Source organism: Flavobacterium sp. NLM, from assembly GCF_002210235.1.
Lineage (GTDB): Bacteria > Bacteroidota > Bacteroidia > Flavobacteriales > Flavobacteriaceae > Flavobacterium > Flavobacterium panici.
This window is the reverse complement of the sequence record NZ_LIAC01000007.1, coordinates 268,071-293,124: the sequence shown is the minus strand read 5'-3', so window position 1 is coordinate 293,124 and position 25,054 is coordinate 268,071. Positions and strand designations below refer to the sequence as shown.

23 protein-coding genes and 1 tRNA gene are annotated in these 25,054 nt (G+C 33.2%); 15 read left to right on the top strand and 9 right to left on the bottom strand.

From position 1 onward, the window contains the following. From APR43_RS10940 to APR43_RS10930, 3 genes are all read left to right on the top strand, one after another. Nucleotides 1-1,746, top strand: coding sequence for a PspC domain-containing protein (locus tag APR43_RS10940; protein ID WP_053472375.1), 1,746 nt, complete (start codon nucleotides 1-3; stop codon nucleotides 1,744-1,746). Nucleotides 1,747-1,749: 3 nt separating this feature from the next. Continuing rightward, on the top strand, nucleotides 1,750-2,487 hold the full coding sequence (locus APR43_RS10935) for a head GIN domain-containing protein (protein WP_053472376.1): 738 nt from the start codon (nucleotides 1,750-1,752) through the stop codon (nucleotides 2,485-2,487). Between the two features lie 85 nt (nucleotides 2,488-2,572). Then, complete coding sequence (locus APR43_RS10930) at nucleotides 2,573-3,406, top strand: GIN domain-containing protein (protein WP_053472377.1); 834 nt, start codon at nucleotides 2,573-2,575, stop codon at nucleotides 3,404-3,406. 157 nt (nucleotides 3,407-3,563) lie between these two features. Here the strand turns inward: APR43_RS10930 and trxB are convergent, their stop codons facing one another. After that, nucleotides 3,564-4,511, bottom strand: a complete 948-nt coding sequence (gene trxB, locus APR43_RS10925; RefSeq protein WP_053472378.1) for a thioredoxin-disulfide reductase — start codon at nucleotides 4,509-4,511, stop codon at nucleotides 3,564-3,566. Nucleotides 4,512-4,688: 177 nt separating this feature from the next. On the opposite strand from trxB, the gene APR43_RS10920 reads away from it, so the two are divergent. The 3 genes from APR43_RS10920 (at nucleotide 4,689) to APR43_RS10905 (ending at nucleotide 7,599) form a co-directional block, all read left to right on the top strand. Further along, nucleotides 4,689-4,763 (top strand) — tRNA-Pro (locus tag APR43_RS10920). Between the two features lie 617 nt (nucleotides 4,764-5,380). After that, entirely contained in the window at nucleotides 5,381-5,794 is a 414-nt protein-coding gene (locus APR43_RS10910; protein ID WP_053472380.1) for a hypothetical protein, read from the top strand. A 14-nt stretch (nucleotides 5,795-5,808) separates the two neighbouring features. Beyond that, a complete protein-coding gene (locus APR43_RS10905) occupies nucleotides 5,809-7,599 on the top strand; it encodes a hypothetical protein (protein ID WP_053472381.1) in 1,791 nt (596 codons plus the stop codon). 70 nt (nucleotides 7,600-7,669) lie between these two features. Here APR43_RS10905 and APR43_RS10900 read toward each other — a convergent pair whose 3' ends face one another. Next, nucleotides 7,670-9,835: a hypothetical protein gene (locus tag APR43_RS10900; protein ID WP_053472382.1), complete on the bottom strand. Its 2,166-nt coding sequence runs from the start codon at nucleotides 9,833-9,835 to the stop codon at nucleotides 7,670-7,672. A 192-nt stretch (nucleotides 9,836-10,027) separates the two neighbouring features. On the opposite strand from APR43_RS10900, the gene APR43_RS10895 reads away from it, so the two are divergent. From APR43_RS10895 to APR43_RS10860, 7 genes are all read left to right on the top strand, one after another. Further along, nucleotides 10,028-10,429 carry a septal ring lytic transglycosylase RlpA family protein gene (locus tag APR43_RS10895; protein WP_053472383.1) on the top strand — a complete coding sequence of 134 codons (402 nt, stop codon included), beginning with the start codon at nucleotides 10,028-10,030 and terminating at the stop codon, nucleotides 10,427-10,429. A gap of 275 nt (nucleotides 10,430-10,704) precedes the next feature. Then, entirely contained in the window at nucleotides 10,705-11,472 is a 768-nt protein-coding gene (locus APR43_RS10885; protein WP_053472385.1) for a ParA family protein, read from the top strand. Between the two features lie 5 nt (nucleotides 11,473-11,477). After that, a complete protein-coding gene (locus APR43_RS10880; protein ID WP_053472386.1) occupies nucleotides 11,478-12,380 on the top strand; it encodes a ParB/RepB/Spo0J family partition protein in 903 nt (300 codons plus the stop codon). Next, nucleotides 12,380-12,940 (top strand): DUF5683 domain-containing protein, encoded by a 561-nt coding sequence (locus tag APR43_RS10875; RefSeq protein ID WP_053472387.1) that lies wholly within the window; start codon nucleotides 12,380-12,382, stop codon nucleotides 12,938-12,940. The genes APR43_RS10880 and APR43_RS10875 overlap by 1 nt, the downstream gene beginning before the upstream one ends. Nucleotides 12,941-12,979: 39 nt before the next feature. Beyond that, a complete protein-coding gene (dapB, locus tag APR43_RS10870) occupies nucleotides 12,980-13,681 on the top strand; it encodes a 4-hydroxy-tetrahydrodipicolinate reductase (RefSeq protein ID WP_053472388.1) in 702 nt (233 codons plus the stop codon). Nucleotides 13,682-13,745: 64 nt separating this feature from the next. After that, nucleotides 13,746-15,299 carry a signal peptidase I gene (gene lepB, locus APR43_RS10865; protein WP_053472389.1) on the top strand — a complete coding sequence of 518 codons (1,554 nt, stop codon included), beginning with the start codon at nucleotides 13,746-13,748 and terminating at the stop codon, nucleotides 15,297-15,299. A gap of 94 nt (nucleotides 15,300-15,393) precedes the next feature. After that, nucleotides 15,394-16,008: a WbqC family protein gene (locus APR43_RS10860; RefSeq protein WP_053472390.1), complete on the top strand. Its 615-nt coding sequence runs from the start codon at nucleotides 15,394-15,396 to the stop codon at nucleotides 16,006-16,008. Here the strand turns inward: APR43_RS10860 and APR43_RS10855 are convergent. The 7 genes from APR43_RS10855 to APR43_RS10825 form a co-directional block, all read right to left on the bottom strand. Next, complete coding sequence (locus APR43_RS10855) at nucleotides 16,005-17,057, bottom strand: endonuclease/exonuclease/phosphatase family protein (protein WP_053472391.1); 1,053 nt, start codon at nucleotides 17,055-17,057, stop codon at nucleotides 16,005-16,007. The genes APR43_RS10860 and APR43_RS10855 overlap by 4 nt on opposite strands. A gap of 16 nt (nucleotides 17,058-17,073) precedes the next feature. Then, on the bottom strand, nucleotides 17,074-17,934 hold the full coding sequence (locus APR43_RS10850; RefSeq protein WP_053472392.1) for a rhomboid family intramembrane serine protease: 861 nt from the start codon (nucleotides 17,932-17,934) through the stop codon (nucleotides 17,074-17,076). Nucleotides 17,935-17,979: 45 nt separating this feature from the next. Further along, nucleotides 17,980-18,729, bottom strand: coding sequence for a rhomboid family intramembrane serine protease (locus APR43_RS10845; RefSeq protein ID WP_053472393.1), 750 nt, complete (start codon nucleotides 18,727-18,729; stop codon nucleotides 17,980-17,982). Continuing rightward, on the bottom strand, nucleotides 18,726-20,654 hold the full coding sequence (gene mutL, locus APR43_RS10840) for a DNA mismatch repair endonuclease MutL (RefSeq protein WP_053472394.1): 1,929 nt from the start codon (nucleotides 20,652-20,654) through the stop codon (nucleotides 18,726-18,728). The genes APR43_RS10845 and mutL overlap by 4 nt, the downstream gene beginning before the upstream one ends. Nucleotides 20,655-20,829: 175 nt before the next feature. Then, nucleotides 20,830-21,207 (bottom strand): hypothetical protein, encoded by a 378-nt coding sequence (locus APR43_RS10835; protein WP_053472395.1) that lies wholly within the window; start codon nucleotides 21,205-21,207, stop codon nucleotides 20,830-20,832. 5 nt (nucleotides 21,208-21,212) lie between these two features. Continuing rightward, the gene (gene ribH / locus APR43_RS10830) at nucleotides 21,213-21,785 is read right to left on the bottom strand and encodes a 6,7-dimethyl-8-ribityllumazine synthase (protein ID WP_053472396.1); all 573 of its coding nucleotides are present in this window, start codon (nucleotides 21,783-21,785) and stop codon (nucleotides 21,213-21,215) included. A gap of 85 nt (nucleotides 21,786-21,870) precedes the next feature. Further along, on the bottom strand, nucleotides 21,871-22,650 hold the full coding sequence (locus APR43_RS10825; RefSeq protein ID WP_053472397.1) for a tetratricopeptide repeat protein: 780 nt from the start codon (nucleotides 22,648-22,650) through the stop codon (nucleotides 21,871-21,873). Between the two features lie 391 nt (nucleotides 22,651-23,041). Between APR43_RS10825 and recF the strand changes: the two genes are divergently transcribed. Both recF and APR43_RS10810 read left to right on the top strand, forming a co-directional pair. Then, a complete protein-coding gene (gene recF / locus APR43_RS10815) occupies nucleotides 23,042-24,121 on the top strand; it encodes a DNA replication/repair protein RecF (RefSeq protein ID WP_053472399.1) in 1,080 nt (359 codons plus the stop codon). Nucleotides 24,122-24,256: 135 nt separating this feature from the next. Further along, the gene (locus APR43_RS10810; protein ID WP_053472400.1) at nucleotides 24,257-24,934 is read left to right on the top strand and encodes a DUF2461 domain-containing protein; all 678 of its coding nucleotides are present in this window, start codon (nucleotides 24,257-24,259) and stop codon (nucleotides 24,932-24,934) included. Nucleotides 24,935-25,054: the final 120 nt, after the last annotated feature.

Below are 25,054 nucleotides of genomic sequence, written 5' to 3'. Positions count from 1 at the left end.
ATGAACAAAACAGTAAATATTAACTTAGGCGGTATGTTTTTTCACATCGATGAAGATGCATATTTAAAATTGACACGCTATTTTGACGCTATAAAAAGATCACTTAACAACTCGTCTGGACAGGATGAAATTATTAAAGATATCGAAATGCGTGTTTCTGAATTATTAACAGAAAAACAAAAAAGCGAGAAACATGTTGTTGGACTGAAAGACGTTGACGAAGTGATTGCGGTGATGGGACAACCAGAAGACTATATCATTGACGAGGAAGAAAAATCAAATCAGTCTTTTAATAATTATAGTGGAAGAAGTCACAAAAAATTATACCGTGACAAAGAAAATGGTATGATTGGCGGTGTTGCAACTGGTTTGGCCCACTATTTTGGAATTGATGCTGTATGGATCAAAATCGTATTTTTAATATTCGTTTTTGCAGGTTTTGGAACTGGGATTTTAGCTTATTTCGTTCTTTGGATTGTAACGCCTGAGGCTGTTACAACTTCTGAAAAGCTAGAAATGACAGGTGAACCGGTTACGATTTCGAACATTGAAAAAAAAGTTCGTGAAGAAATAGATTCATTATCTGATAAATTTAAAAATGCAGATTATGATAAAATGGGAAACCAGGTAAAGTCGGGAGCTGAGAGAATAAGTAGTTCATTTGGAGACTTTATCATCACGGTTTTTAAAATCTTCGCTAAGTTTTTAGGAGTAGTTTTAATTATGTCTGGTATTGCGGTTTTAATCATGTTAATGGTTGGGGTTTTTACCTTAGGAACGAATGCTTTTGTTGATTTCCCATGGCAGAATTTTATTGAAGCCGGAAACTTTACAGAATATCCTATTTGGTCTTTTGGTTTATTAATGCTTTTTGTATTTGGGATTCCGTTTTTCTTCTTAACATTATTAGGATTTAAATTGTTGTCTCCAAACTTAAAATCAATCGGTAACATTACAAAATATACTTTATTAGCCGTATGGATTATCGCTCTTGCAATCGCAATTAGTTTTGGAATTAAGCAGGCTACAGAAATCTCTCGCGACAATAAAGTGGTAGAAAAGAAAATAATTGCCATTACTCCAAAAGATACTTTGTATGTAAAATTCAGATACAATGACTATTACGCTAAAGATTTATATCGTCACGGAGATTTTCAATTTGTACAGGATTCAGCCGGAAATGATTTAATTTATTCAACAGATGTACGTTTACATGTTTTACGTACTGATGAAGCTTCTCCTTATATTCAGATAGAAAAAAGCGCCAGAGGAAATTCATTAACTAACGCTAAAAAAAGAGCAGAAAAAATCAATTTTAAATACCAGGTTAATGGAAATCGTTTAATTTTGGATAATTATTTTCTGACAGATGTTAAAAACAAATTCAGAGGTCAGGAAGTAGACGTGTTCTTATATTTACCAGAAGGTCAATTATTTAAACCAGATGCATCAATACAGGAATATGATGATACTGATGATAATTTCTTTAACTTACACTTTAGCGGGAATTACAACTATAAAGTAGAAGGTTCAAAAATTAAATGTTTGAACTGCCCTGCAGATGAAATGGACGATGAAGATCATGACGGAGATTATAATGAAGATTACAACGAAGAAAATCATATTGAAAAAGATACTGTAAACGAAGTTTCTATTAAAGTAAATGGAAAAGAAATTCTAAACGGTAAAAAAACTAACGGAAAGCTAACCACTGATAAAAACGGAGTTATAATTAAAATTAACTAAGCCATGATAAAAATAATCATTCATATTACGAAATTTGTTATTGCCACTATTACCGCTTTATTGTTTGCTTCATGCAATAACTTAAACCTGAACACAATTGAAGGCAGCGGGAATGTAACCACTGAAAAAAGAATTGTTCAGGGAGATTTTAAAAACATCGAAGTAAGCAATGCAATAGATTTAGTTATCCAGCAATCTGATTCGGTAGACATTACTGTTGAAGCTGATGATAATTTACAGAAAGAAATCATTACAAAAGTTGAAAACGGAACTTTGATCATTGAATGCAAATTCTCTTCTTTCCGTAATGTAACTCAGAAAAAAGTAACGGTAAAAATGCCTCATGTTAACAGAGTTGAAGCATCAAGCGCTGCGAGTGTGTTAAGTAAAAATACACTTCAGGGAGAAAACATAGAGTTAGAAACTTCAAGTGCAGCGTCAATGCATGTAGATGTAGAGTCTGATAATATTTCTTGTAATTCAAGCAGCGGAAGCTCAATTGACATCAAAGGAAAAGCATTAAAAGTGCAGACTTCAGCGTCAAGCGGATCTTCAATCGAAGCCGGAAAATTATTAGCAAATGATGTTGATGCCGATGTTTCGAGCGGAGCAGTAATAAACGTTCATCCTATTTTAAAATTAAAAGCACAAGCGAGCAGCGGCGGAAACATTAACTATAACAATGTTCCTAAGACTATCGAGAAAACAGCAAGTTCTGGAGGAAGCGTTAGTCAAAGCTAACATTTTTAAACTGTTAAATATAAAAGAAATCATTCATCTAAAGTGGATGATTTTTTTATATTTGTCAAAATCAAATCTAAAATAAATGAAAAAAAATACAGCCCTGTTCCTACTGCTTTTGGTTACAACATTAACTTTTGCTCAAAAGAGAGAAAAAGTGAAAGGATCTAAAATTGTAACTACCTCTATTAAAGACGTAGGAAGTTTTGATGCTCTTGAAGCCGATGATAATATTGAAGTTTATCTTGAAAAAGGAGAGAAAAACGAAATCAAAATTGAAGCCGATGACAATCTTCATGAAATCATTGGAATGGACTTAAGAGATAAAACGCTTCGTTTATATACCTCAAAAGAAAGTACAATTTTCAAAAAGCTTTCTGTAAAGGTTACTTATACGAGTTCACTAACGAAAGTAATTGCAAAAAATGATTCTAAAATTTATGCTATTCAGGAAGTTCAATTAGATGATATTACTTTTAGTAGTTTTGATTATTCCAGATTATACCTGAATGTCAATTCAAAAAAATTCAATTTAATTGCTGATGACAAATCAAGAACAGAGTTAAACTTAAAAGCTGATGATGGAAGTTTACAATTAAGCAAAAGTGCTTCTATTAAAACTTTGGTTTCTGCTATTAAATTTAAATGTGATTTGTACCAAAAAGCAAATGCCGCTATTGAAGGAATTGCTGAAAAAGCAACAATACGTTTAGATAATAATTCGGTTTTTACCGGAACAAAATTTACTTTGAAAGAGGCTAATGTAACAGCTGAAAACAATTCTGTTGGAAGCATTTTAGCCGAAACAACTGTTTCAATTGCCGTTGGAGATAAAGCAGAATTATCTTTATTCGGAAATCCAAAAATTGAATTAACCCGTTTCTCTGAAGAAGCTAAGCTGATTAAGAAGATTAAATAATTTGTTTCAGGTTTTCTTTGTTTCAGGTTTCAAGTTGAAATTAGGAATATTTATTATAAAAGAAAATCCCAGTCTATAATCTAGACCGGGATTTTTTATTTTAAGTTTTACGTTCCAATAACTTGAAACAAAAAAAATCTGAAACCTGAAACAAAATTTACTCTTTAGAAGCTAAATAACGCTCTGCGTCAAGTGCAGCCATACAACCAGTACCAGCAGCAGTAATTGCCTGACGGTAAACGTGGTCTGCAGCATCTCCGGCAACGAAAACACCTGCTACATTTGTATTAGAAGTTCCCGGTGTATTTATGATATATCCAGTTTCGTCAAGAGTGATGTAATCTTTAAAAATATCTGTGTTTGGTTTGTGACCAATTGCTACGAAAAATCCTGTTGCAGGAATTTCAATAACTTCTCCAGTAGTTTTGTTTAATGCTTTAATAGCATGCACTACATTTGAATCTCCTAAAACTTCAACAGTATCGTGATTCATTAAAATCTCGATATTTTCTGTTTTGCGAACGCGTTCTTCCATAATTTTTGAAGCTCTGAATTTCTCGCTTCTTACTAACATGGTTACTTTTTTACAAAGTTTAGATAAGTAATGTGCTTCTTCACAAGCAGAATCTCCTGCTCCAACAATTACAACTTCTTGGTTACGGTAGAAAAATCCATCGCAGACAGCGCAGGCAGAAACTCCGCCACCCATATTTAAATAGTGCTGCTCTGATGGTAATCCTAAATATTTAGCTGTAGCACCTGTAGAAATAATAACAGTTTCACAGTGCAATTCGATTGAATCGTTAATCCAAACTTTATGAATATCTCCAGAAAAATCAACTTTTGTTGCCCATCCATCACGGATATCAGCTCCGAAACGTTTTGCTTGTTCTTGTAACTGAACCATCATTTCTGGTCCTGTAACACCATCAACATAACCAGGGAAATTTTCTACTTCATTAGTCGTTGTCAATTGACCTCCAGGCTGCATACCTTGATATAAAACCGGATTCATGTTTGCTCTGGCTGCGTAAATTGCTGCAGTATAACCTGCAGGGCCAGAACCTATAATAAGGCATTTAATTTTTTCGATTGTATCTGACATAATGTGTATTGTTTTTTTGTGATGCAAATGTAAACTTTATTATAAAAAATAACACCGAAAATAAATCTGAAATAGCTATGTTAAAATAAGTTTTATTTATTTTCATTTTTTCCTTTTGTAAACAAATTTTATTTATATCTTTGCATCCGCTTTCGGGCACTACAACAAATACATCTTCGGGGTGTAGCGTAGCCCGGTTATCGCGCCTGCTTTGGGAGCAGGAGGCCGCAGGTTCGAATCCTGCCACCCCGACAAAAGTCTTTTCATTTTACTTGGAAAGACTTTTTTTTTTGCAATAAACTGAAATATAAAAACATACGATAGAACGGTTATCGCGTCCCGATTGAAAATCGGGAAGGCCGCAGGTTCTCCCGAAAGCTTTCGGGACTGCCATCCCGACTAAAATCTTTCCATTTACTTGGAAAGACTTTTTTTTTTGCAATAAACTGAAAAATAAAATCATAGCATAGAACGATTATCACATCCCGATTGAAAATCGGGAAGACCACAGGTTCTCCAGAAAACTTTCGGGATTGCCACCCCGACCAAAAGTCTTTTCATTTACTTGGAAAGACTTTTTTTGCTTTAAACCCAACTTACAATTGAAAGGTTATTGCGCCACTATTTAACTTTTTATATTCCTAATTCAACCTTTTCGAAACAATTAAATATCTTAGAGTAAATTTCAAACATTACTTTTAATTAAAAATCAAGTATTTATACTTGTTTATTTCTTTACAATAATAACGAGATTTGACATTTATTAGTAAAAAGCAATTGTAAATTTCATTAAAGAAGTTATCCAAATTAGATTAAATTAAAATTCATTTTCATTTGGTATTAACATAAAAAATAAAACATTATTAGCTATGATTCAAAACTTTACACTTTCAAGCACAAATGCAGAAGATGCAACTAGTACATTAAGTGAACTTATTTCGGACCCATGGACATTTCTTGTTGTTTTAGGAAATAGTACTGAAGCGCAAAATGCTTTACAAATTTGCTATAAAAAAATAAACTCAGGCCATCCATATTACAAAGGTGTACGCTGTATACATATTCCAATTCCTTCTTTAGTATTACCTTTATTAAAAAGTCTACGTGTAAAACCTGAGGTTCAAATTGACTGGAATAATTCACAAAATTATTTAATAACCTGTATATCAGCAGTATACAATAACATAGGGTATATTTATTCCGCTCAAAATTATTTTAATATTCCAGAAGCTAAAACAGACCGATTAGTTCTAAAAGCGCTTGCAGCCGATTTATCCATTTAATCTTTAATAAGTTCATGAAAAAAATACTCTTCTTATTATTGTTAACCATTGGCACACAATACATAGTGAAAGCGCAAGACCTGTTTAAAGTAACAGAAAAAGATCAAGATGGTAATTGGCTTGATGCAAATGGTAATGCTAAGACAGATTATATAAATAATCGAATAGCAGATATTAATAGCGTCCTCATGATTGATATTGAAGCCGAAAATATCGTTTCGTCTTACGCAAACAATAAAGGCCTTCCTCAAGAAATTGCTACTAAAATTACGGCTTTAAAAAATGTTCTTCAAACTGAAAAAGATGTACTCGAAAAAATAGACAATCTTATAAATCGTATTGACTACAGCAGTTATTCAAAAAATCCTGAAGCCATTCATAAGCAATTAAAAGATTTACAAATACTTGCGGAGTTAGTTGACAATATCAGTTTAATTGACAAAGACATTGATAATATTGCTGACAGCTTTTATGATCAAACAGGAACCGATGGTATGTTCTCAAGATCCTATATGGCTGCGGCTGTAGTTCTAAAAAGAGAACAAGCAAAACTTTTCGATTATGCAAAAGAAGAAGGTGTATCTATAAAATTTGGCGCATGGCTTATTACTAAACGTGAAAAAATCCCTTTACACATTGATGGTTTTGACAACATCGCCCCTCAACAACAATACGAAGTTGAACGTTGGGCAATATCTTTAACACCTGAGCAGAAACAAGAACTTGCAGATTTACAGAAATATGCAAAAGAAAATAGAGATAAAGGACTGGATTTAATAAACCAAATGGCTGATATGCAAATTAAAGCCATTAAAGATTTAGCTTGGACAGAATATACCGGAATTGCCGATCAAATAAAACTGGAAATAAAAAAACTGGAATCCGACCCTAGTGTGGAGGATATTGTACAAAAAGCAAAGACATTAGCAAGCGATATTGAAACCTTTAAAAAAGATGCGGAAAGACGAATAGCTTATTATAAAAATCTAAAATTTCAAAAAGGAGAAAATATTACTGATTTGGTTTCTAAAATCACATCAGACATTACATATTTTTCTACAACTTTAGAAACTTTAAAGAAAAAAGCTTCTGATTTAAAATCTAGTATCAATAGAACAGCCATTAATCTTTCTCCAAATATCACCAATACCTTTTCAGCTATTATTGCAAATTTTACAACTAAAATAGACGCAATAAACAATTTAAACAACACAACCATTAAAGATATCATCGAAGGACGCAAACTCGATGCAGCAGCATTAGAATTTAGCAATGCTGTTTTAAAATTATCTTTAACTGAGATAAAGAAAAACTTTGAATTCGATCTTACCAATGCGGGTTATCGCGAGGAAGGGAACCGAGTAGCATTAAAACTTTCCGTATATGATAAAAGCAGCAATCTTGAAATAAAAACCCAAATAAGAGAAATATATTTATTTAAGGTTTTAACTCACGTAATAAGTACTGTAGGAATTGTTTTTGCAGACCCCTTTACGCCAACAGCCATACAAACGCAATTTCAAATGGCTCCATATTACAATCTTTTGTTCAAAGGATGGATTGACAAAAAAAAACGAAGAAAATCTATAACATACAATAAACTATTGGACTGGGGTATTGGTTTACATGTATCTGCACCAGATTTCGACAAAGATGATGTTCCTGAATTAGGTGCGGGAATAGTAATTACAGCACTGCATGATTATGTTCAAAGCGGTATCGCTTATAACATCTTCACAGGAGATCCGTATTGGTTTTTTGGATTACGCATACCAATGCCGAGTTTTGGAAGCAATAACCAATAAATGATAATAATAAAAAATGACAAGGCTCGAAAACTTTGTCATTTTTTATTTCAAAATATCTATATCTTATTTATCTCTCCATAACAATATAAGCAGGATACGATTCACGATTAGGCAAATTAAATTCTTCATCGAAAGGCTGCGTACCTTCACCATTATTGTATAATGCCACACGTTTTACACCAGTTGCTGTGCTTCCGCCAATACCATTAATAACATTTTGAATATTTCCCGGGCCGGCAAAACGAGTAATACACATTTTTTCAAGTTTTACATTTGGGCTATTAGGAGCTTCAAAGCCATTTTTCTTATTCACTTTACCATCAGTTCCTGTAAAAACCGCATAAGAACCCATTCCTATACTATGATAATCTTTTACAGTATTGGCTATTTTAAATGCTGCATAACCATCAACTTTACCTCCTTGACTGCTCCAGCTTGCTTGATTTGGAGCATCATATGGCGGTTCGTTTTGGAAGAAATAAGTTCTGCCGCGTTCTCCTAACCATAAAACTTCATATTCCTGAAAGTGTTCCGTAAACAGCGCATAAAGCGTAACATCATTACCAGTAACAATAAGTCCGTTTTTACATCTGTCTCTTGTCCATCGCAAATCTCCACCTTTTTGCGAACCATGATCAGCACGCCACAACCAGAAATGGTCACCCACCACATTACTGCTGTTTATTTGCATAGCAGTATGTATCTGAATATTTTTTGACTGAACCCCGCCTACTCTACAAGTAATATCTGATAGTAAGATAGGATTTGCAGAATGATCTGCTTTTGCACCTTCTTCACCAATTCTAACCTGATAAGTTGTACTATTAAATGAATCTGTCAAAAGTCCGGCAATAATAATTCCGTCCTTGTCGTCGGCATAAATACAGCCCCAAGTATTTTTCTCAGTAGGTTCCAACGTTACCGAAGCTATACCCGCACCCAAAAGAATTGCATCTTTTCTATTTACCTGAATAGGCGCATTCAATGCATAATGACCTGGTGTAAAAAATATATTTTTACCTGCTTTTAACGCATTATTGATTTCTACATCAGTATCACCTTCTTTAGCCACATACCAATCCGTAAGCAAATCTTGTACTTTTCCTTTACCCATGTCTGTTGAAGACCATGAAACTCCTACTCTGTCTTTTTGCCATGCCGGAACAAATACTTTGTATTCACCATCATTATCTATAAAAAGAAAAGGTTTTTCTCTTATAATAGGTGTAGTAGGAATTGGAGAATTGGTATCATCTGCTTGCGGAGGATTAACACAGCCTTGCCAAACCATATTATAAGAGCCTCCCATAGCTCCCGAACCGGAAGGAAAAATAGCATTTCGGGTGTACCATTGCTGCTGTCCAGCCCAATTTGGTCTGTTTGATGTATAATGAGTATCGGCAATAAAACCACCGCTGCCCCAAAAATTGGTATTTCCAATATCTGAAATATATTTCGAAGTACTTTCAATCAGCATTCTTCGTGCACTGGTTGATTGAGAAACCGTCCAGGCAAAATCCCGCATTACTTCTATATTTTCTACAGAACGCCAAAATGTACAGGTAGCATTTGCTCCGCCAGAAAGGTGAGGTCTTGTAAAAATAGAACCCAATTTAACATCTGATGGCACTTTGCCCAAACCTCCAATATGAGAGTAGAATCCTAATTCTATTGAGTTGGCCTCTGCCGATGATGCAGATCCCGACCCGCCTGAATCGTAAGTTTGTCCATCAACATTTGCTTTTAAATAATACGCCTGACGTTTTGTAGTCCATTCGCCATTTGCTCCGCCCAGACCAATAGCACTAAATTGCGAATTAATATCAATTCGTGCCGTTTCTGCTTTTTCATATTTTCTATCGTAGAAATACATATTACTTCCAAAAATTTGGTTCTCCAGCGAAACCATGATTGTTATATCGTTACGAGTTATTTTATAATAGTTCTCGTATTTATTTTTATTTGGTTTATTATCTGTAAAGGTCAATTTAGAAGTTGAGCTCACAGAAACAAAATTGGATGCCAAACGACTTCCTCCTCTTGTGATCACATAATTTCCCGAAGAGCCAAATGCCGGCCAAGATAATGTTATGCTATGTTTTTTCTTATTGTAAACAATTTTGCCTTCTATCTTATTTCCCTGCTTTTCATCAGATGAATTAGACGTCGCAAAACTGCATAGGATCAGCATAAACGCAAATGCAGTAAATACTGAGGTTAACTTTTTAATCATAAAAATTGTTTTTGGTTTAATAGTTTATTAGGGATTCTAAAATAGTCATAATCTTTAACCTGTATCTTTCAATTTTCTTATCAAAAACTATACAACGGCGCCAAATATGCCTTTTAATAACATAAATAAACCGTATACGATATTCTCATTTTTCCATAATAGATTTTTTTTGCGCCCAATAGAAATTAGAAAATGAAAATAATAATACTCTATATTGCTCTAGCTTTTTCTGCAACGGTTACAGCACAAGAAAATTCAATTGATACAGATCCCGGCACTGAAAACGATCAGTATATCTTATATAAAGAAAATGCTCACGCTTCTTATTATCATGATAAATTTAACGGAAGAAAAACAGCAAGCGGTGCAAGATTCAACAATGATGATTTGACTGCTGCGCATAAAAAACTTCCTTTTGGCACAAAACTTAGGGTAACAAACGAAAAAAATAACAAATGCGTTATAGTAGTAGTTACAGACAGAGGGCCTTTTATTAAAGGAAGAGAAATTGACTTAAGCAAAAGAGCTTTTATGAACATTGCTTCAAATATAAAGAGCGGCTTAGTTTATGTAAAAATTGAGATTATAAAATAAAAAACCTGTTCATTATTTTTTATTATTAATATTTTAGAAAAGAAAAAACAGAATGAGATCATTTCTACAAAGTAAATTTTAAATTCGTTCACTTTTACTGCAAAACAACTTTCATCATGACCAAAATCTGGTCTGTAATTCTGCTCAAAACTTAAATTAATTTCTGCCGAACACGCACGAAACAACGATTAAGCGAAGTTTCACAAATGTTAACAAAATAGATTTTCAAAAACCATAAATAATTGTATTTTTACGGTTCAAAATTCAGAAAATAAATGGGCAAAATCATTGCGATTGCTAATCAAAAAGGAGGCGTTGGAAAAACTACAACATCTGTAAATCTTGCAGCCTCATTAGGTGTTTTAGAGAAAAAAGTATTATTGATCGATGCTGATCCTCAGGCTAATGCTACATCTGGCCTTGGAATTGACGTAGAATCTGTTGAACTTGGAACTTACCAAATTCTTGAACATACAATAACACCAAAAGAAGCCATTTTAAAATGTTCAGCTCCAAATGTTGACGTGATCCCTGCTCACATTGACCTTGTTGCTATCGAAATCGAATTGGTTGACAAAGAAAATCGTGAGTATATGCTTAAAAAAGCATTAGAAGAAGCAAAAGAAGAATATGATTTTATCATTATCGACTGTGCGCCTTCATTAGGTTTATTAACCTTAAATGCTTTGACAGCTGCCGACTCAGTAGTAATTCCAATTCAATGTGAATATTTTGCACTTGAAGGATTAGGAAAATTATTGAACACAATTAAAAGTATTCAAAAAATTCACAACCCTGATCTAGACATCGAAGGATTATTACTTACAATGTATGATTCAAGATTACGTTTATCTAATCAGGTAGTTGAAGAAGTTCAAAAACACTTTAACGATATGGTTTTTGACACCGTTATTCAGCGAAATGTTAAATTAAGTGAGGCACCAAGTTTTGGAGAAAGTATCATTAATTATGATGCTACAAGTAAAGGTGCGGTTAATTACATTAATTTAGCTCAAGAAATTATAAAGAAAAACAGTAAATAGTTTTTATGACAAAAGCAATTAAAAAACAAGCCTTAGGAAGAGGATTATCAGCGTTATTAAAAGATCCGGAAAACGACATTACATCAGTAGAAGACAAAAATGCTGATAAGGTTGTTGGAAATATTATTGAGCTTGAAATAAGTGCTATCGAAATAAATCCGTTTCAGCCTAGAAGCAATTTTAATGAAGAATCATTACGCGAATTAGCCACTTCTATTAAAGAACTTGGTGTAATTCAACCTATTACTGTTCGAAAATTAGACTTTAATAAATACCAGTTAATTTCTGGAGAACGTCGTTTACGTGCTTCAACTTTAGTTGGTTTAACTCATGTTCCGGCATACATTCGTATTGCTAATGACAATGAGTCCCTTGTTATGGCATTGGTTGAAAACATTCAGCGTCATGACTTAGACCCAATCGAGATCGCACTTTCTTACCAGCGTTTAATTGACGAAATTCAATTAACACAAGAGCAAATGAGCGAGCGCGTTGGAAAAAAACGTTCTACAATTGCCAATTATTTACGTCTTTTAAAACTGGATCCAATTATTCAAACTGGTATTCGCGATGGTTTCATTAGTATGGGACACGGTCGTGCTATTATTAATATTGAAGATTTAGACGTTCAGACTGATATTTACCAAAAAATTGTAAGTCAAAATTTATCTGTTCGTGAAACTGAAGCCTTAGTTAAAAATTATCACGAAGGTCAGCAGCCAAAAGCAGAAGGAAAACCTAAAGCTGAATCTTCATTTGTGGTTAGAGAAACACAAAAAAATACTTTCAATGATTATTTTGGTTCGAAAGTTGATATAAAAGTCGCTGGTAACGGAAAAGGAAAAATCACAATTCCTTTTAATTCTGAAGCCGACTTTAATCGAATTATAAAATTAATAAACGGATAGTGAATAAAATTGTCCCCATAAGTCTATTGTTCTTTCTCATAGGAACCGTTTCTCTTTTTGCCCAGGTAAAAAAAGACACGGTTTTAGTCGTTAAAGACACAACTGCATTAATAGAAATAGATCCGCTTACACCTGCAAAAGCAGCTTTTTATTCGGCTATTTTACCTGGTTTGGGTCAGGTATACAATAAAAAATACTGGAAAGTTCCGCTTGTTTACGGAGCAATAGGTACAAGTTTATACTTTTATATTGATAACAATAAAAAATATCATGATTATCGTGACGCCTACAAACGAAGACTTGAAGGCTATAATGATGATAAATATCAATTTCTTGACGAAAGCAGACTTATTGCAGGTCAGAAATTTTATCAGCGAAACAGAGATTTATCTGCCTTATTTGTTGTTGGTTTTTATGTTTTAAATATTATCGATGCCAATGTTGATGCGGCTTTGATTCAATTTAACGTAAACGAAAGACTATCACTTCGTCCAGAAATTTATCCCGCCGATGTAACATTTAAACCAAACGTTGGACTAACTTTTAATTATCGTTTTTAAATAGTTTCTTCTATTTAAAAATTCACAAATACATACAAAATGAAAATTGCGCTTTTAGGATACGGAAAAATGGGTAAAGTAATCGAACGAATTGCTTTAGAAAGAGGTCATGAAATTGTTTTAAAGAAAGACGAATTCAATACATACGACGGACTTTCGACTGCAGATGTTGCGATTGACTTTAGCGTTCCGTCAGCGGCAGTCGACAATATTTCTGCATCTTTTAATGCTAATGTTCCTGTAGTTTCCGGAACAACAGGATGGCTGGAACATTACGATGAAATGATTGCTCTTTGCAACGAGAAAAAAGGAGGTTTTATATCCAGTTCAAATTTCAGTTTGGGAGTAAATATTTTCTTTGGTTTAAATGAATATTTAGCCAAAATCATGAATCAATTTGATTCTTATAAAGTTACGATGGAAGAAATTCACCACATTCACAAATTGGATGCTCCAAGCGGAACTGCGATTTCTTTAGCACAAGGCGTTATTCAAAACAGTGACTATTCTAACTGGACTTTAGACGAAGCAAAAAAAGGTGAAATTCATATTGAAGCTAAAAGAATTGGAGAAGTTCCGGGTACACATACCGTAAACTACGATTCTGCTATTGACAGCATTGAAATCAAACATACTGCTCATAATCGTGAAGGTTTTGCCCTTGGCGCTGTTATCGCTGCAGAATGGCTTGCCGGAAAACAGGGGATTTTCACTATGAAAGATGTATTAAACTTACAATAAATTGATAAAAATTCTGGATTAAACAAATATTCAATCCCGAATTTGAAACTTAAAATACTATATTATGACTCTTTACTCTTGGTTCGTATTTTTCTTAGCTGTTCAAATTATTCATTTCGTTGGTACTTGGAAATTGTATCAGGCAGCAGGGAGAAAAAGCTGGGAAGCGGCAATTCCGGTATATAATTCAATTGTTTTAATGAAAATTATCGGCCGACCAACCTGGTGGACATTATTACTTTTCATTCCAATTATCAACTTGATTATGTTTCCGGTTGTTTGGGTTGAAACACTTAGAACTTTTGGTAAAAAATCAACTTTAGATACTATTTTAGGGATTTTTACTCTTGGCTTTTATATCTACTATGTAAATTACACACAGAAATTAGAATATAACGCTGACAGAAAATTAACTCCTGAAAACAAAACAGCTGATACGGTAAGTTCTTTGCTTTTTGCAATTATTGTTGCAACTTTAGTACATACTTACGTTATTCAGCCTTATACCATCCCAACTTCTTCGTTAGAGAAATCATTATTAATTGGAGATTTCTTATTTGTAAGTAAAGTAAATTATGGCCCTAGAGTTCCTATGACAACGGTTGCACTACCAATGGTTCATGACTCTATTCCATTAACGAAAAGAAAATCTTATTTAAGCTGGCCTCAATTACCGTATTTCAGGCTTCCTGCTTTTGAACAAATAAAAAGAAATGACATTGTGGTATTCAACTGGCCGGTTGATACCGTACATTATTTTTACGAGCCAAAAGGAAGACCGGGCGTTATTAAACCAATCGATAAGAAATCAAACTATGTAAAAAGATGTGTTGGTATTCCTGGCGACAGTTTATCAATTAAAGACGGCTTTGTATTCATTAACGGAAAAAAACTTATTTTACCGGAAAGAGCAAAACCTCAATATTCTTATTCTGTAGCTTTAGACGGAAAAACATCTATTGATTTTGAATCTTTATTTAAAGAATTAGACATTACAGATCCTGCAGGTTTTAGAACTGAAAAAAGGGATACGCTTTATTTTAGAGCTTTAACCGAAGCAAGTGCTGAACGTTTGAAAAATACTCCGGGCGTTACTGCTGTAAAAAGAGAAATTGATAAAGGAAATGACAATGCGATTTTCCCGCATATCAACAAATGGAATCAGGATAATTTTGGTCCAATTTATATTCCTGAAGCTGGTAAAACAGTTGCTTTAACTAATACATCGCTTCCGTTTTATAAAGAAATCATCACTAATTATGAAGGAAATACTTTAGAATTAAGTGGTTCTAAATTTATCATAAACGGTAAAGAAACTAACACTTATACCTTCAAACAAAATTACTATTGGATGATGGGAGACAATCGTCACAATTCTGAAGATAGTCGTTATTGGGGTTACGTTCCGGAAAATCACATCGTTGGAAAACCGGTTTTCATCTGGATGAGCTGGGATACTAACGGAAAAGGTATCAACAAAATTCGCTGGAGCAGAGTTTTCACTACTGTTGACGGCGAAGGACAACCGCAATCGTATTTCAAATATTTCCTAATTATTCTTGCACTATACTTTGTTGGAGAATTCTTCTGGAGAAAAAGAAAACAGAATAAAGCATAAAAAATAAAAAATGTTATTTTTGTTTCAGGTTTTAGGTTTCAGGTTCTTTGCGAACGTGAAACTTGAAACCTGAAACTTTTAAAACAAAAATCAAATGAATTCCCTATTACTTCCTACATATTTTCCATCCATTAGCCATTTTGCAGTTATGGCTCAATCTGAGAATATAACTTTTGAAATGGAAGATAATTTTCAAAAGCAGACAAATAGAAACAGAACTTACATCTATAGTCCAAACGGAATTCAATTATTAAACATTCCTGTTAAGCATTCTAAATCTGCACATCAAAAGACAAAAGATGTATTGATCGAAAATGAATTTGACTGGCAGAAACAGCATTTTAAATCCTTAGAGGCAGCTTATAGAAGTTCGCCGTTCTTTGAGTATTTTGAAGACGATATTGTGCCTATTTTCGAAAAGAAACACACTTTCCTGATGGATTTAAATATGGAAGTTTTTGATACGGTTACAAAGTGTCTTCGAATGAAAATAGAATTTGGTAAAACAGCTGAATATTTTCATGAAGTAGAAAATATTTCTGATTTCAGATATTTAGCAAACGGAAAAAAAGATCAAAATTCTTTCGAAAAATACACTCAGGTTTTTGATGACAAACATGGTTTTATCAACAATTTAAGTGTTTTGGATTTACTTTTTAACGAAGGTAAGTTTGCAATGGATTATTTAAAAACTCAGAAAATAATCTAAAATTGATCAATTGAAAGTCGGGTCATTATTGGGTAATGATCGGAATTTTCGAAATCAGAAAAGCTTTCAAACTGCTTTACTTTCATTTTAGTATCGGTAAAAATATAATCAATTCGGGCTGGGTAATACTTAAATTTATAAGTCGCTCCAAAACCTTCTCCGGCTTCTTCGAAAGCATCTTTAAGTTTTCCCTTAATATTTCGGTAAACATATGAAAACGGACTGTTATTCATGTCTCCGCAAATAATAATCGGGTATTTACATTTCTTTATATGCTCCTTAAAAATTTCAGCTTGTTCCTGCTGCTGCGTAAAACCTTTACTGATTCGGGCATAAATACGCTGTGATTTTTGCTGGTTTACTTTATCAATATCATCAGAAATCTCACTTACGTCAGGAGAAATTTTAATAGACTGCAGGTGCATATTATAAACACGAATAATATCTTTCCCGCGTTTAATATCAGCATAAACTACATTATTATCTGATTTAGGAAAAATGATGTTTCCTTCGTCAATAATAGGAAATTTAGAAAAAATGGCCTGTCCAGTCTTAACCTGGTTTCCTTCAATAAAAATATAGCGGTGCGGATACACTTTTAAATCTAAATGCGCCGAGTTTGAATATTCCTGAACACATAAAATATCAGGATCTTTTTCATCAATGAAAGTTTTTATATTTTCCGGAATATCATCGCGATCCAGCCATTTAAAGACATTAAAAAGACGCACATTATAACTCATTACAGAAAAATCCCTTTCGTCTTTCACATATTCTTTAGCAGAGAATTTATAGAATTTGCTGATAAAAGTAATTCCGGTAAGCAAAACCAAACCAGATAAAATAAGTCGTTTTTTGAATTGAATTGCCCAATATAAAAAGAAGAGTCCATTTGCCACAAAAAAGGCCGGCATGAACAAAGTAAGCACCGATAAAAGCGGAAAGCTCTTAGGTGCTAAAAACGGCAAAATATAGACACTAAATGTGACCACAGTCAGCACTATATTCAAAAAGAACATTATTTTATTAAACCACGAAAGGTTTTTCATATTTTCTTGCTAAGGATTATTTTCCTGCTTTAAATAAAAACTCTTTTTCTTCTTTTGTCAGGCAGTCGTATCCCGACTGGCTGATTTTATCTAAAATCTCATCAATTTGCTGCTGCGTTTTGTCTTTTGTAACAATTCTTGATGTCGCTTTTTCTGTAGGTTTTTTGTAATTTTTATGAACTTTTGTAAATGGGGTCGTTGGGGATTTTCTAAAAAGATTAGCAAAGAAATCTAATATTCTAGAAACAATAATACTTAAATCTGTTCCGTTTTGAAGCAGTTTAATAAAGATAAAACCAAAAAATGCTCCGGCTAAATGCGAAATATGTCCGCCCATATTTTCAAGGCGCAGCTGCATTAAATCTAAAAGTAAAATTACACCTGTAATATGCCAGAGTTTTACATTTCCAAAAAGAAACCTAACATTCATTAAAGGCTGATAAGTTGTTGCAGCAACTAAAATTGCCATAATAGCGGCCGATGCGCCAACTATTGAAGCTGAAGTTCCTAAAACATAAAAACTCAAGGCAAATACAATTCCTGAAAAAATTGCGCCTAAAATATATAATCCTAAGTATTGTTTTTGAGTAAAGAAGGTCAGGAATAAATTGCTTGCAAAATTTAAAACCATCATATTAAATAACAAATGCAAAAATCCGAAATGAAAAAATGCATACGTTAAAAATGTCCAGGGCTTAAACACGAAAACCTGAGGATATGATGATAATGCAAGCCAATTTGGAAAAACAAACTGACCGGTAGAAAACTGATAGAAAAAAATTAGGGAAATAAGAAAACAAGCGATGTTCCAATAAATAACCTGCATCGCAATGCCGCCCAATTTATATTGAAGTTTTAAATCGTCAAGAATATTCATAAAGTCTTCTTTTGGTTTTTAAATTTAATCAATTAAAGTTAAAAATTAATTCCATCGATTGTTATTAAACTGATTTTTTTTCCAGTACCACATAATCAAAAATCCAAACAAAGCTCCACCAATATGAGCATAATGAGCTATTCCAGAATCTATTCCCATAAAAGAACTTCCAAAAATCCCAAAAAAACCATCAAATAAAAGCATATAAATTGGTACAAAATATTTCGCCTTTATCGGAATAGGTATAAACAAAATTCCAAGTTCTGCATTAGGAAACATAAAAGTAAATGCTACCAGTAAACCGTAAATAGCACCAGATGCACCTACAACAGTTCCCAAATAGGCATTCGTGAAATGCTTAAATTCTGAAGCTGTCAAAATCTGCTCCCATCTTGTATCTATTCTTCCACTATTTAATAGATTAAGAATATCCGCTTTTTGATAACCATTTGCCAATAAAATATTTAAACTATCCTGATAAAAATAATAATTAACAGCAAAATTTACTAAAGCAGCTCCCAGTCCGCAAGAGATATAGAAAAACAAAAACTTCTTTGCTCCCCAAAAATGCTCTAATGTTGACCCAAATGAATACAATGCGAACATATTGAATGCAATATGAGCAAATCCGCCATGCATAAACATATGTGTTATAGGCTGCCAAACTTTAAATCCCGGGTTTTCCGGAAAAAAGAGCGCGAAATATTCGTAAGAAACTGGCACTAACTGAGCACCAATAAAAAATATAATATTAATAATTAGCAGTTGTTTAACTACTGGAGTCATGTTCATCATAAGGCAAACTTTTTATCTATATCTTCAACACGCATAGTGATGAAGGTTGGTTTTTGAAAAGGTGAAATATTAGGATCTTTACAAGCAAACAAACCGTTTACTAGATTGTCTTGTTCTTTTTCAGTTAAATAAGATCCTGTTTTAACCGCTAAACTTTTAGCCATCGATTTGGCAATAGTATCATTTTGACTGTAACTGCTTGCCGGAATTCCGTCTTGCAAATCGCTTAGTAATTGTTCAATTACAAGAGAAACTTCACTTTCGGTAATGTTTACCGGAATTCCTGAAATTACAATGTGATCTGTTTGAGCTTCTTCAAAAATAAATCCGGTTGTTTCTAGCGAAGGCTTTAATTCTTCGATTAATTTCATTTCTGTAGAAGAATAAAATAAATCTAAAGGGAAAAGCAATTTCTGACTTGAAGCCTGATTCACAGTCATATTCAACAAAAATTGTTCGTATAAAATACGTTGATGTGCGCGCTGCTGATCAACGATTATCATTCCTGATTTTATTGGCGAAACAATATATTTTTTATGAATTTGATATGTTTTTTGAGTTGCCTGTTCCACCTCATCATCATTAAATAAAGATGATGTTACTTCTTCGTTTTCAAATGTAAATGGCGAACTTTCGATACTTTCAGCATTTTCAACATCTAATCCGACATACAAACTTTCCCAGCTTACTGTTGGTTCTACTCTTTTTGAATAACCAGAATAAGACGAAGATGAGTTTGAAGAGGAAGAAGATCCAGAGCTATAACCAGAACCTGATCCTGAACCCGCTTTTGCATAATGCTGATTGGTTTTATCATCAGTAAAAGGATTAAAAGTTCCATCAACCTGAATCGTTGGCACTTCTGCTTCTACATCTTTATAATGATAAGGCGTATCTAAATTTGAATCTCTGTCAAAATCTAAAACCGGAGCGACATTAAACTGTCCCAAACTATGTTTGATCGAAGCTCTTAAAATAGCATATAAGGCTTGTTCATCATCAAACTTAATTTCCGTTTTTGTGGGATGAATATTAATATCGATTGTATTTGGCGGAACTTGCAGATACAAGAAATAACTCGGTTGAGAGCCATCTTTCAAAAGTCCGTCGTAAGCAGCCATAACTGCATGATGCAAATAACCGCTTTTAATGAAACGATCGTTTACAAAAAAGAATTGTTCTCCCCTGTTTTTCTTGGCAAATTCAGGTTTGCACACAAATCCCTGAACATTTATAATTTCTGTATCTTCATTTACAGGAACCAATTTTTCGTTGGTTTTACCAGACATAATTCCAACAATACGCTGGCGATATCCTGCTGCTGGAAGATTATACAATTCGCTTCCGTTATGATAAAAACTAAAATGAATGTTTGGATGCGCTAAAGCTACACGCTGAAATTCATCCATGACATGTCGAAATTCAACTGTATCTGATTTTAAGAAATTACGACGTGCCGGAATATTAAAAAATAAGTTTTTAACGGCAAATGATGTTCCTTTTGGTAAAACTGCCACTTCCTGCGAAACAAATTTACTTCCTTCAATAATAATATGAGTTCCGAGTTCGTCTTGTTCTTGTTTCGTTTTCATTTCCATATGCGCGATTGCCGCAATAGAAGCTAATGCTTCGCCACGAAAACCTTTGGTAGCAAGAGAAAATAAATCTTCGGCCTGACGAATTTTTGATGTAGCGTGACGTTCAAAACACAAACGCGCATCTGTAACGGTCATTCCTACACCATTATCAATAACCTGAACTAATGATTTACCGGCGTCTTTTATAATCAATTTAATATCAGTTGCCTTTGCATCAACAGCATTTTCTAACAGCTCTTTTACGACTGAAGCGGGTCTTTGAACCACTTCTCCAGCAGCAATTTGGTTAGCAACGTGATCAGGAAGTAATTGAATAATACTCGACATTGAAAATTTTAGATTGTAGATTAACGATTTAAGATTTTTGATTTAAATCTAAACCAAGCAGCACAAATTTAGTGAATTTCTACTGGCTTTTTGAATATGTGAAATCATAAAAAAAACAAAAAACCTATACTATTGTGACACAGTATAGGTTTTAATATTTTTAAAACAAATGTGTTTATTCTGTAATATAAAAGTGATTTCCTAGTATATCTTTTAATCCCACTAAAACCAGCCAGACAAAAGTTACAAAAAGCAATATTCCATATCCGGGTTTTAGACGACCAAGAGTCATATAAACAAGAAAAAGAGCAAATATGAATGAGCTTATACCAACTATAAAGAGAAAAAATCTGTTAGAATCTTCTTCTCTAAATTCATTAATAGCAACTATTACGATACAAACTGCATAAACCCAAATAAACATACTTATTGGAGAATCTGAAGAATCTGGATAACGTTCTAATATATTAAAAGAACTCCAGAAAATAAAAACACTTAACAGAATTCTAGAAATTGCCCAAAAGACTCTTGTTTTACAGAAAAATTCATCCATAGATATTATTCATTCTCTATTTTTCTTGGAGAATCTTCTATCTGAAGTGCACCAGAAGTTAATAAAGGCTGATTGAAAGCGTGTGAGATAGAAGCCTGCTGACGAATGTATGCCATTTTTATGGCAGCAATTGCAGCTTCGGTTCCTTTGTTCCCGTGAGCGCCGCCGCTTCTGTCAATAGACTGCTGCATGTTATTATCTGTTAAAACACAAAAAATAACCGGAATATCAGTTTGAACATTCAAATCTTTAATTCCCTGCGTTACACCTTCACAAACAAAATCAAAGTGTTTTGTTTCTCCTTGAATTACACATCCAATTACGATTACTGCATCGACATTTTGTGTCTGAAGCATTTTTTTTGCACCATAAATAAGCTCAAAACTCCCTGGTACATTCCAGCGAATAATTTGCTGCGCAGGAACATCACAATCAACAAGTGCATCAAAAGCGCCATTGTAAAGTCCTTCTGTTATAACATCGTTCCACTCAGAAACAACAATCCCAAATCGAAAGTCTTTCGCATTTGGGATTGTGTTTTTATCGTATTCTGATAAATTTTTATTTTCGGTAGCCATCTTTTATATTTAAGATTTTAGAATTTTGATTTCAGATTGTAAAAATACAAATCTAAAATCTAAAATCTGAACTCTAGAAATTTTATTATTGCGCTAATCCAATCAAGGCATCAACAGCACCAGCTTCTGGAGTTGCATCGAAGTTGTCTTTAATATCGTTTAGATATTTTAAAGCGTCTTCTTTTTGACCTAAAGCGATAGCCGTTTTAGCAGCTTTTAGCAAGAAACGAGGTGTTGTAAAATCGTTTTTGTTAGCTTCAGCAGCTTTTACATAATAATCTAAAGCTTCTTTTTGATTGTTTTTTTGAGAGTAAGCGTCTCCAATTGCTCCTTTTGCTAAAGCGCTTAAGATTAAATCATCTGATTTAAATTCTCCTAAATACTTAATAGCATCGTCAAATTTACCCGTATTTAAATATGCCATACCAGCATAGTAATTTGCTAAATTTCCAGCGTCAGTTCCAGAATATTCGTCAGCGATTTTCACAAATCCAAATTTACCTTCAGATCCGTTTAATGCTAATTTATATAATGAATCGCTTGCAACACCATCAACAGCTTTTTGAAAGTTCTGTTGTGCAACAAACATTTCATTTGCAGCTTCGTCTTGTTTAGGATTTTCAATAAATTTTTGGTAAGCCAAATAACCAATAGTAGCAACTGCAATACCAGCAACTAAACCAATAATGATTTTTTGATTTTTAGCAACCCAATCCTCAGTTCTTGAAGCAGTTTCGTCTAATTTAGAAAAAACACCAGCTGTTGTGCTGTCTTTTTCGTCAATGATTACCTGTTGTTCTTCATTTACTTCTTTAACTTCCTTCTCTTTTGGTGCTTTATATCCTCTTTTATTGTAAGTAGCCATTTAAAATTAATTTAGTGAACGGCAAAAATAAAATTTTTCTTGAAACTGTGGCATAAAAAATCAAATTTATCACTATTTTAAAACAAATATTTTTAATAACGCTAACTCCTTTCGCATCAGCACCAAAATAAATCAACTTGAAACGTACCAAAAGTCCTTTATATCGATAATTTTCGATAATTTGCACCCTCAAATTTTTGATGATTTTAAATACCACTTTTCTGAGCTAAAACTTAGTTTTAGCCACAGATTTCACAGATTTACACAGATTAAAAAGCCTCAGCAAAAAATCTTTTTAATCATTTTATCCCGATAGCTATCGGGAGTGGCAGAAAAAAGTTAAAGAGTTAATAGAAAAACATCAAATTTTACCTTTTAGAGTTTCTTAAAAATGCATTTAAACAAAATTTCTTTATTCAATTATAAAAATTTCGCTGAAGCCAGTTTTGATTTCGACATCAAGATCAATTGTTTTGTTGGAAAAAACGGAATTGGAAAAACCAATGTTCTGGATGCCATTTATCATTTGGCTTACGGAAAAAGTTATTTTAATCCGCTGGCGGTTCAAAATATCAAACACGGAGAGGAGTTTTTTGTTATTGATGCCGAATTAGAAAAAAACGACAGAACAGAACAAATTGTCTGCAGTTTAAAAAAAGGTCAAAAAAAGGTTCTAAAAAGAAACGGAAAGGCTTACGATAAATTCTCCGATCATATTGGTTTTATTCCGCTGGTAATCATTTCTCCGGCCGACCGAGATTTAATTGTAGAAGGAAGTGAAACACGCCGTAAATTTATGGACAGTGTTATTTCGCAGTTAGATTCGACTTATCTGCATCAGCTTATTCAATATCAAAAAGTCATTGTACAGCGAAATGCGCTTTTGAAATATTTTGCACTCAATCATACTTTTGACAATGATACCTTATCTATATATAATGAGCAGTTAAATGAATACGGAAAATCGATTTTTGAAAAGAGAAAAGATTTTCTGGAACAATTTATACCTATATTTAATATACATCATCAAACCATAACGGGTTCTGAAGAAACGGTTCAACTGGTTTACGAAAGTCATTTGTTTGAAAAAGATTTATTGACCCTTTTACAGGAAAATATCAATAAAGACCGAGCTTTACATTATACAACTTCTGGAGTTCATAAAGATGATTTATCTTTTGAAATTGATTCTCATCCCATAAAAAAGTTCGGATCGCAGGGACAGCAAAAATCCTTTTTGATTGCCTTGAAACTGGCTCAGTTTGAATTTTTAAAAAAGCAAAGCGGTGTAAAACCTATTTTATTATTTGATGATATTTTTGACAAACTGGACGAAACCCGTGTTGCCAAAATTGTCGAAATGGTAAACAGCGAAACTTTTGGACAGCTTTTTATTTCAGATACACACCCGGAAAGAACCGAAGCGATTGTAAAATCGACGCATCAAACTTATAAGATATTTAATTTGTAAAGTTTTTTGCCACTAATTCCACGAATTTTCACGAATCAAAACTTTGTCAAAGTTGAGCGATAAGCAATTAAAAAATTAGTGTAAATTCGTGTAATTAGTGGCGAACTTAAAACAACTGCAATAAAAACACATAATATGCTTACGAAAGAATCATTGCAATTTTTAGACGATTTAAAAAAGAACAACAATAGAGATTGGTTTCAGGACAATAAAAAACGTTATGAAATCTTCAAAAAAGACTATCATCAATTAGTAAGTGATTTTCTGGATGTAATGAAACCGCTTGATCCTTCGCTGGAATTATTGGAGGTTAAAAATTGTACTTTTAGAATTAACCGGGACATTCGTTTTTCTAAAGACAAATCTCCTTATAAAGCGCATTTGGGCGTTTGGATGTCGGCTGGCGCAAAAGGCGCGAATCGTTCGGGATATTATGTTCATATTGAAAAAGGAGCTAGTTTTATAGCAGGCGGATTTTATTCGCCTGAAGCGGAAGATTTGAAAAAAGTCCGCAAGGAAATTGCCTTTTTTTATGACGATTTAGAAGCTATTTTGGCGGATAAAAATTTTAAAAAAGAATTTGGAAGTTTAGATGTAAACGAAAATAATTCTCTTAAAGGTATGCCAAGAGGTTATGAAAAAGATCATCCGGCAATTGAATTTCTAAAACTGAAAAGTGTTACTGCGACTCAAAAATATGATATTTCTGAAGTGACTCAAAAAGATTTCGTTTCAAAAATGAGCAAAAAACTGATTGCTTTAAAACCTTTAAACGAATTCATAAATCGTGCTTTAGACACTGATGAATCTTAATTTTATCTGCCACAGATTTCACAGATTAAAATGATTCACAATTGAAGTTGCCACGATTACACAAATTTCCACTAATTAAATTCGTGCTAATTCGTGTAATTTGTGGCAAAAAAAAATCCT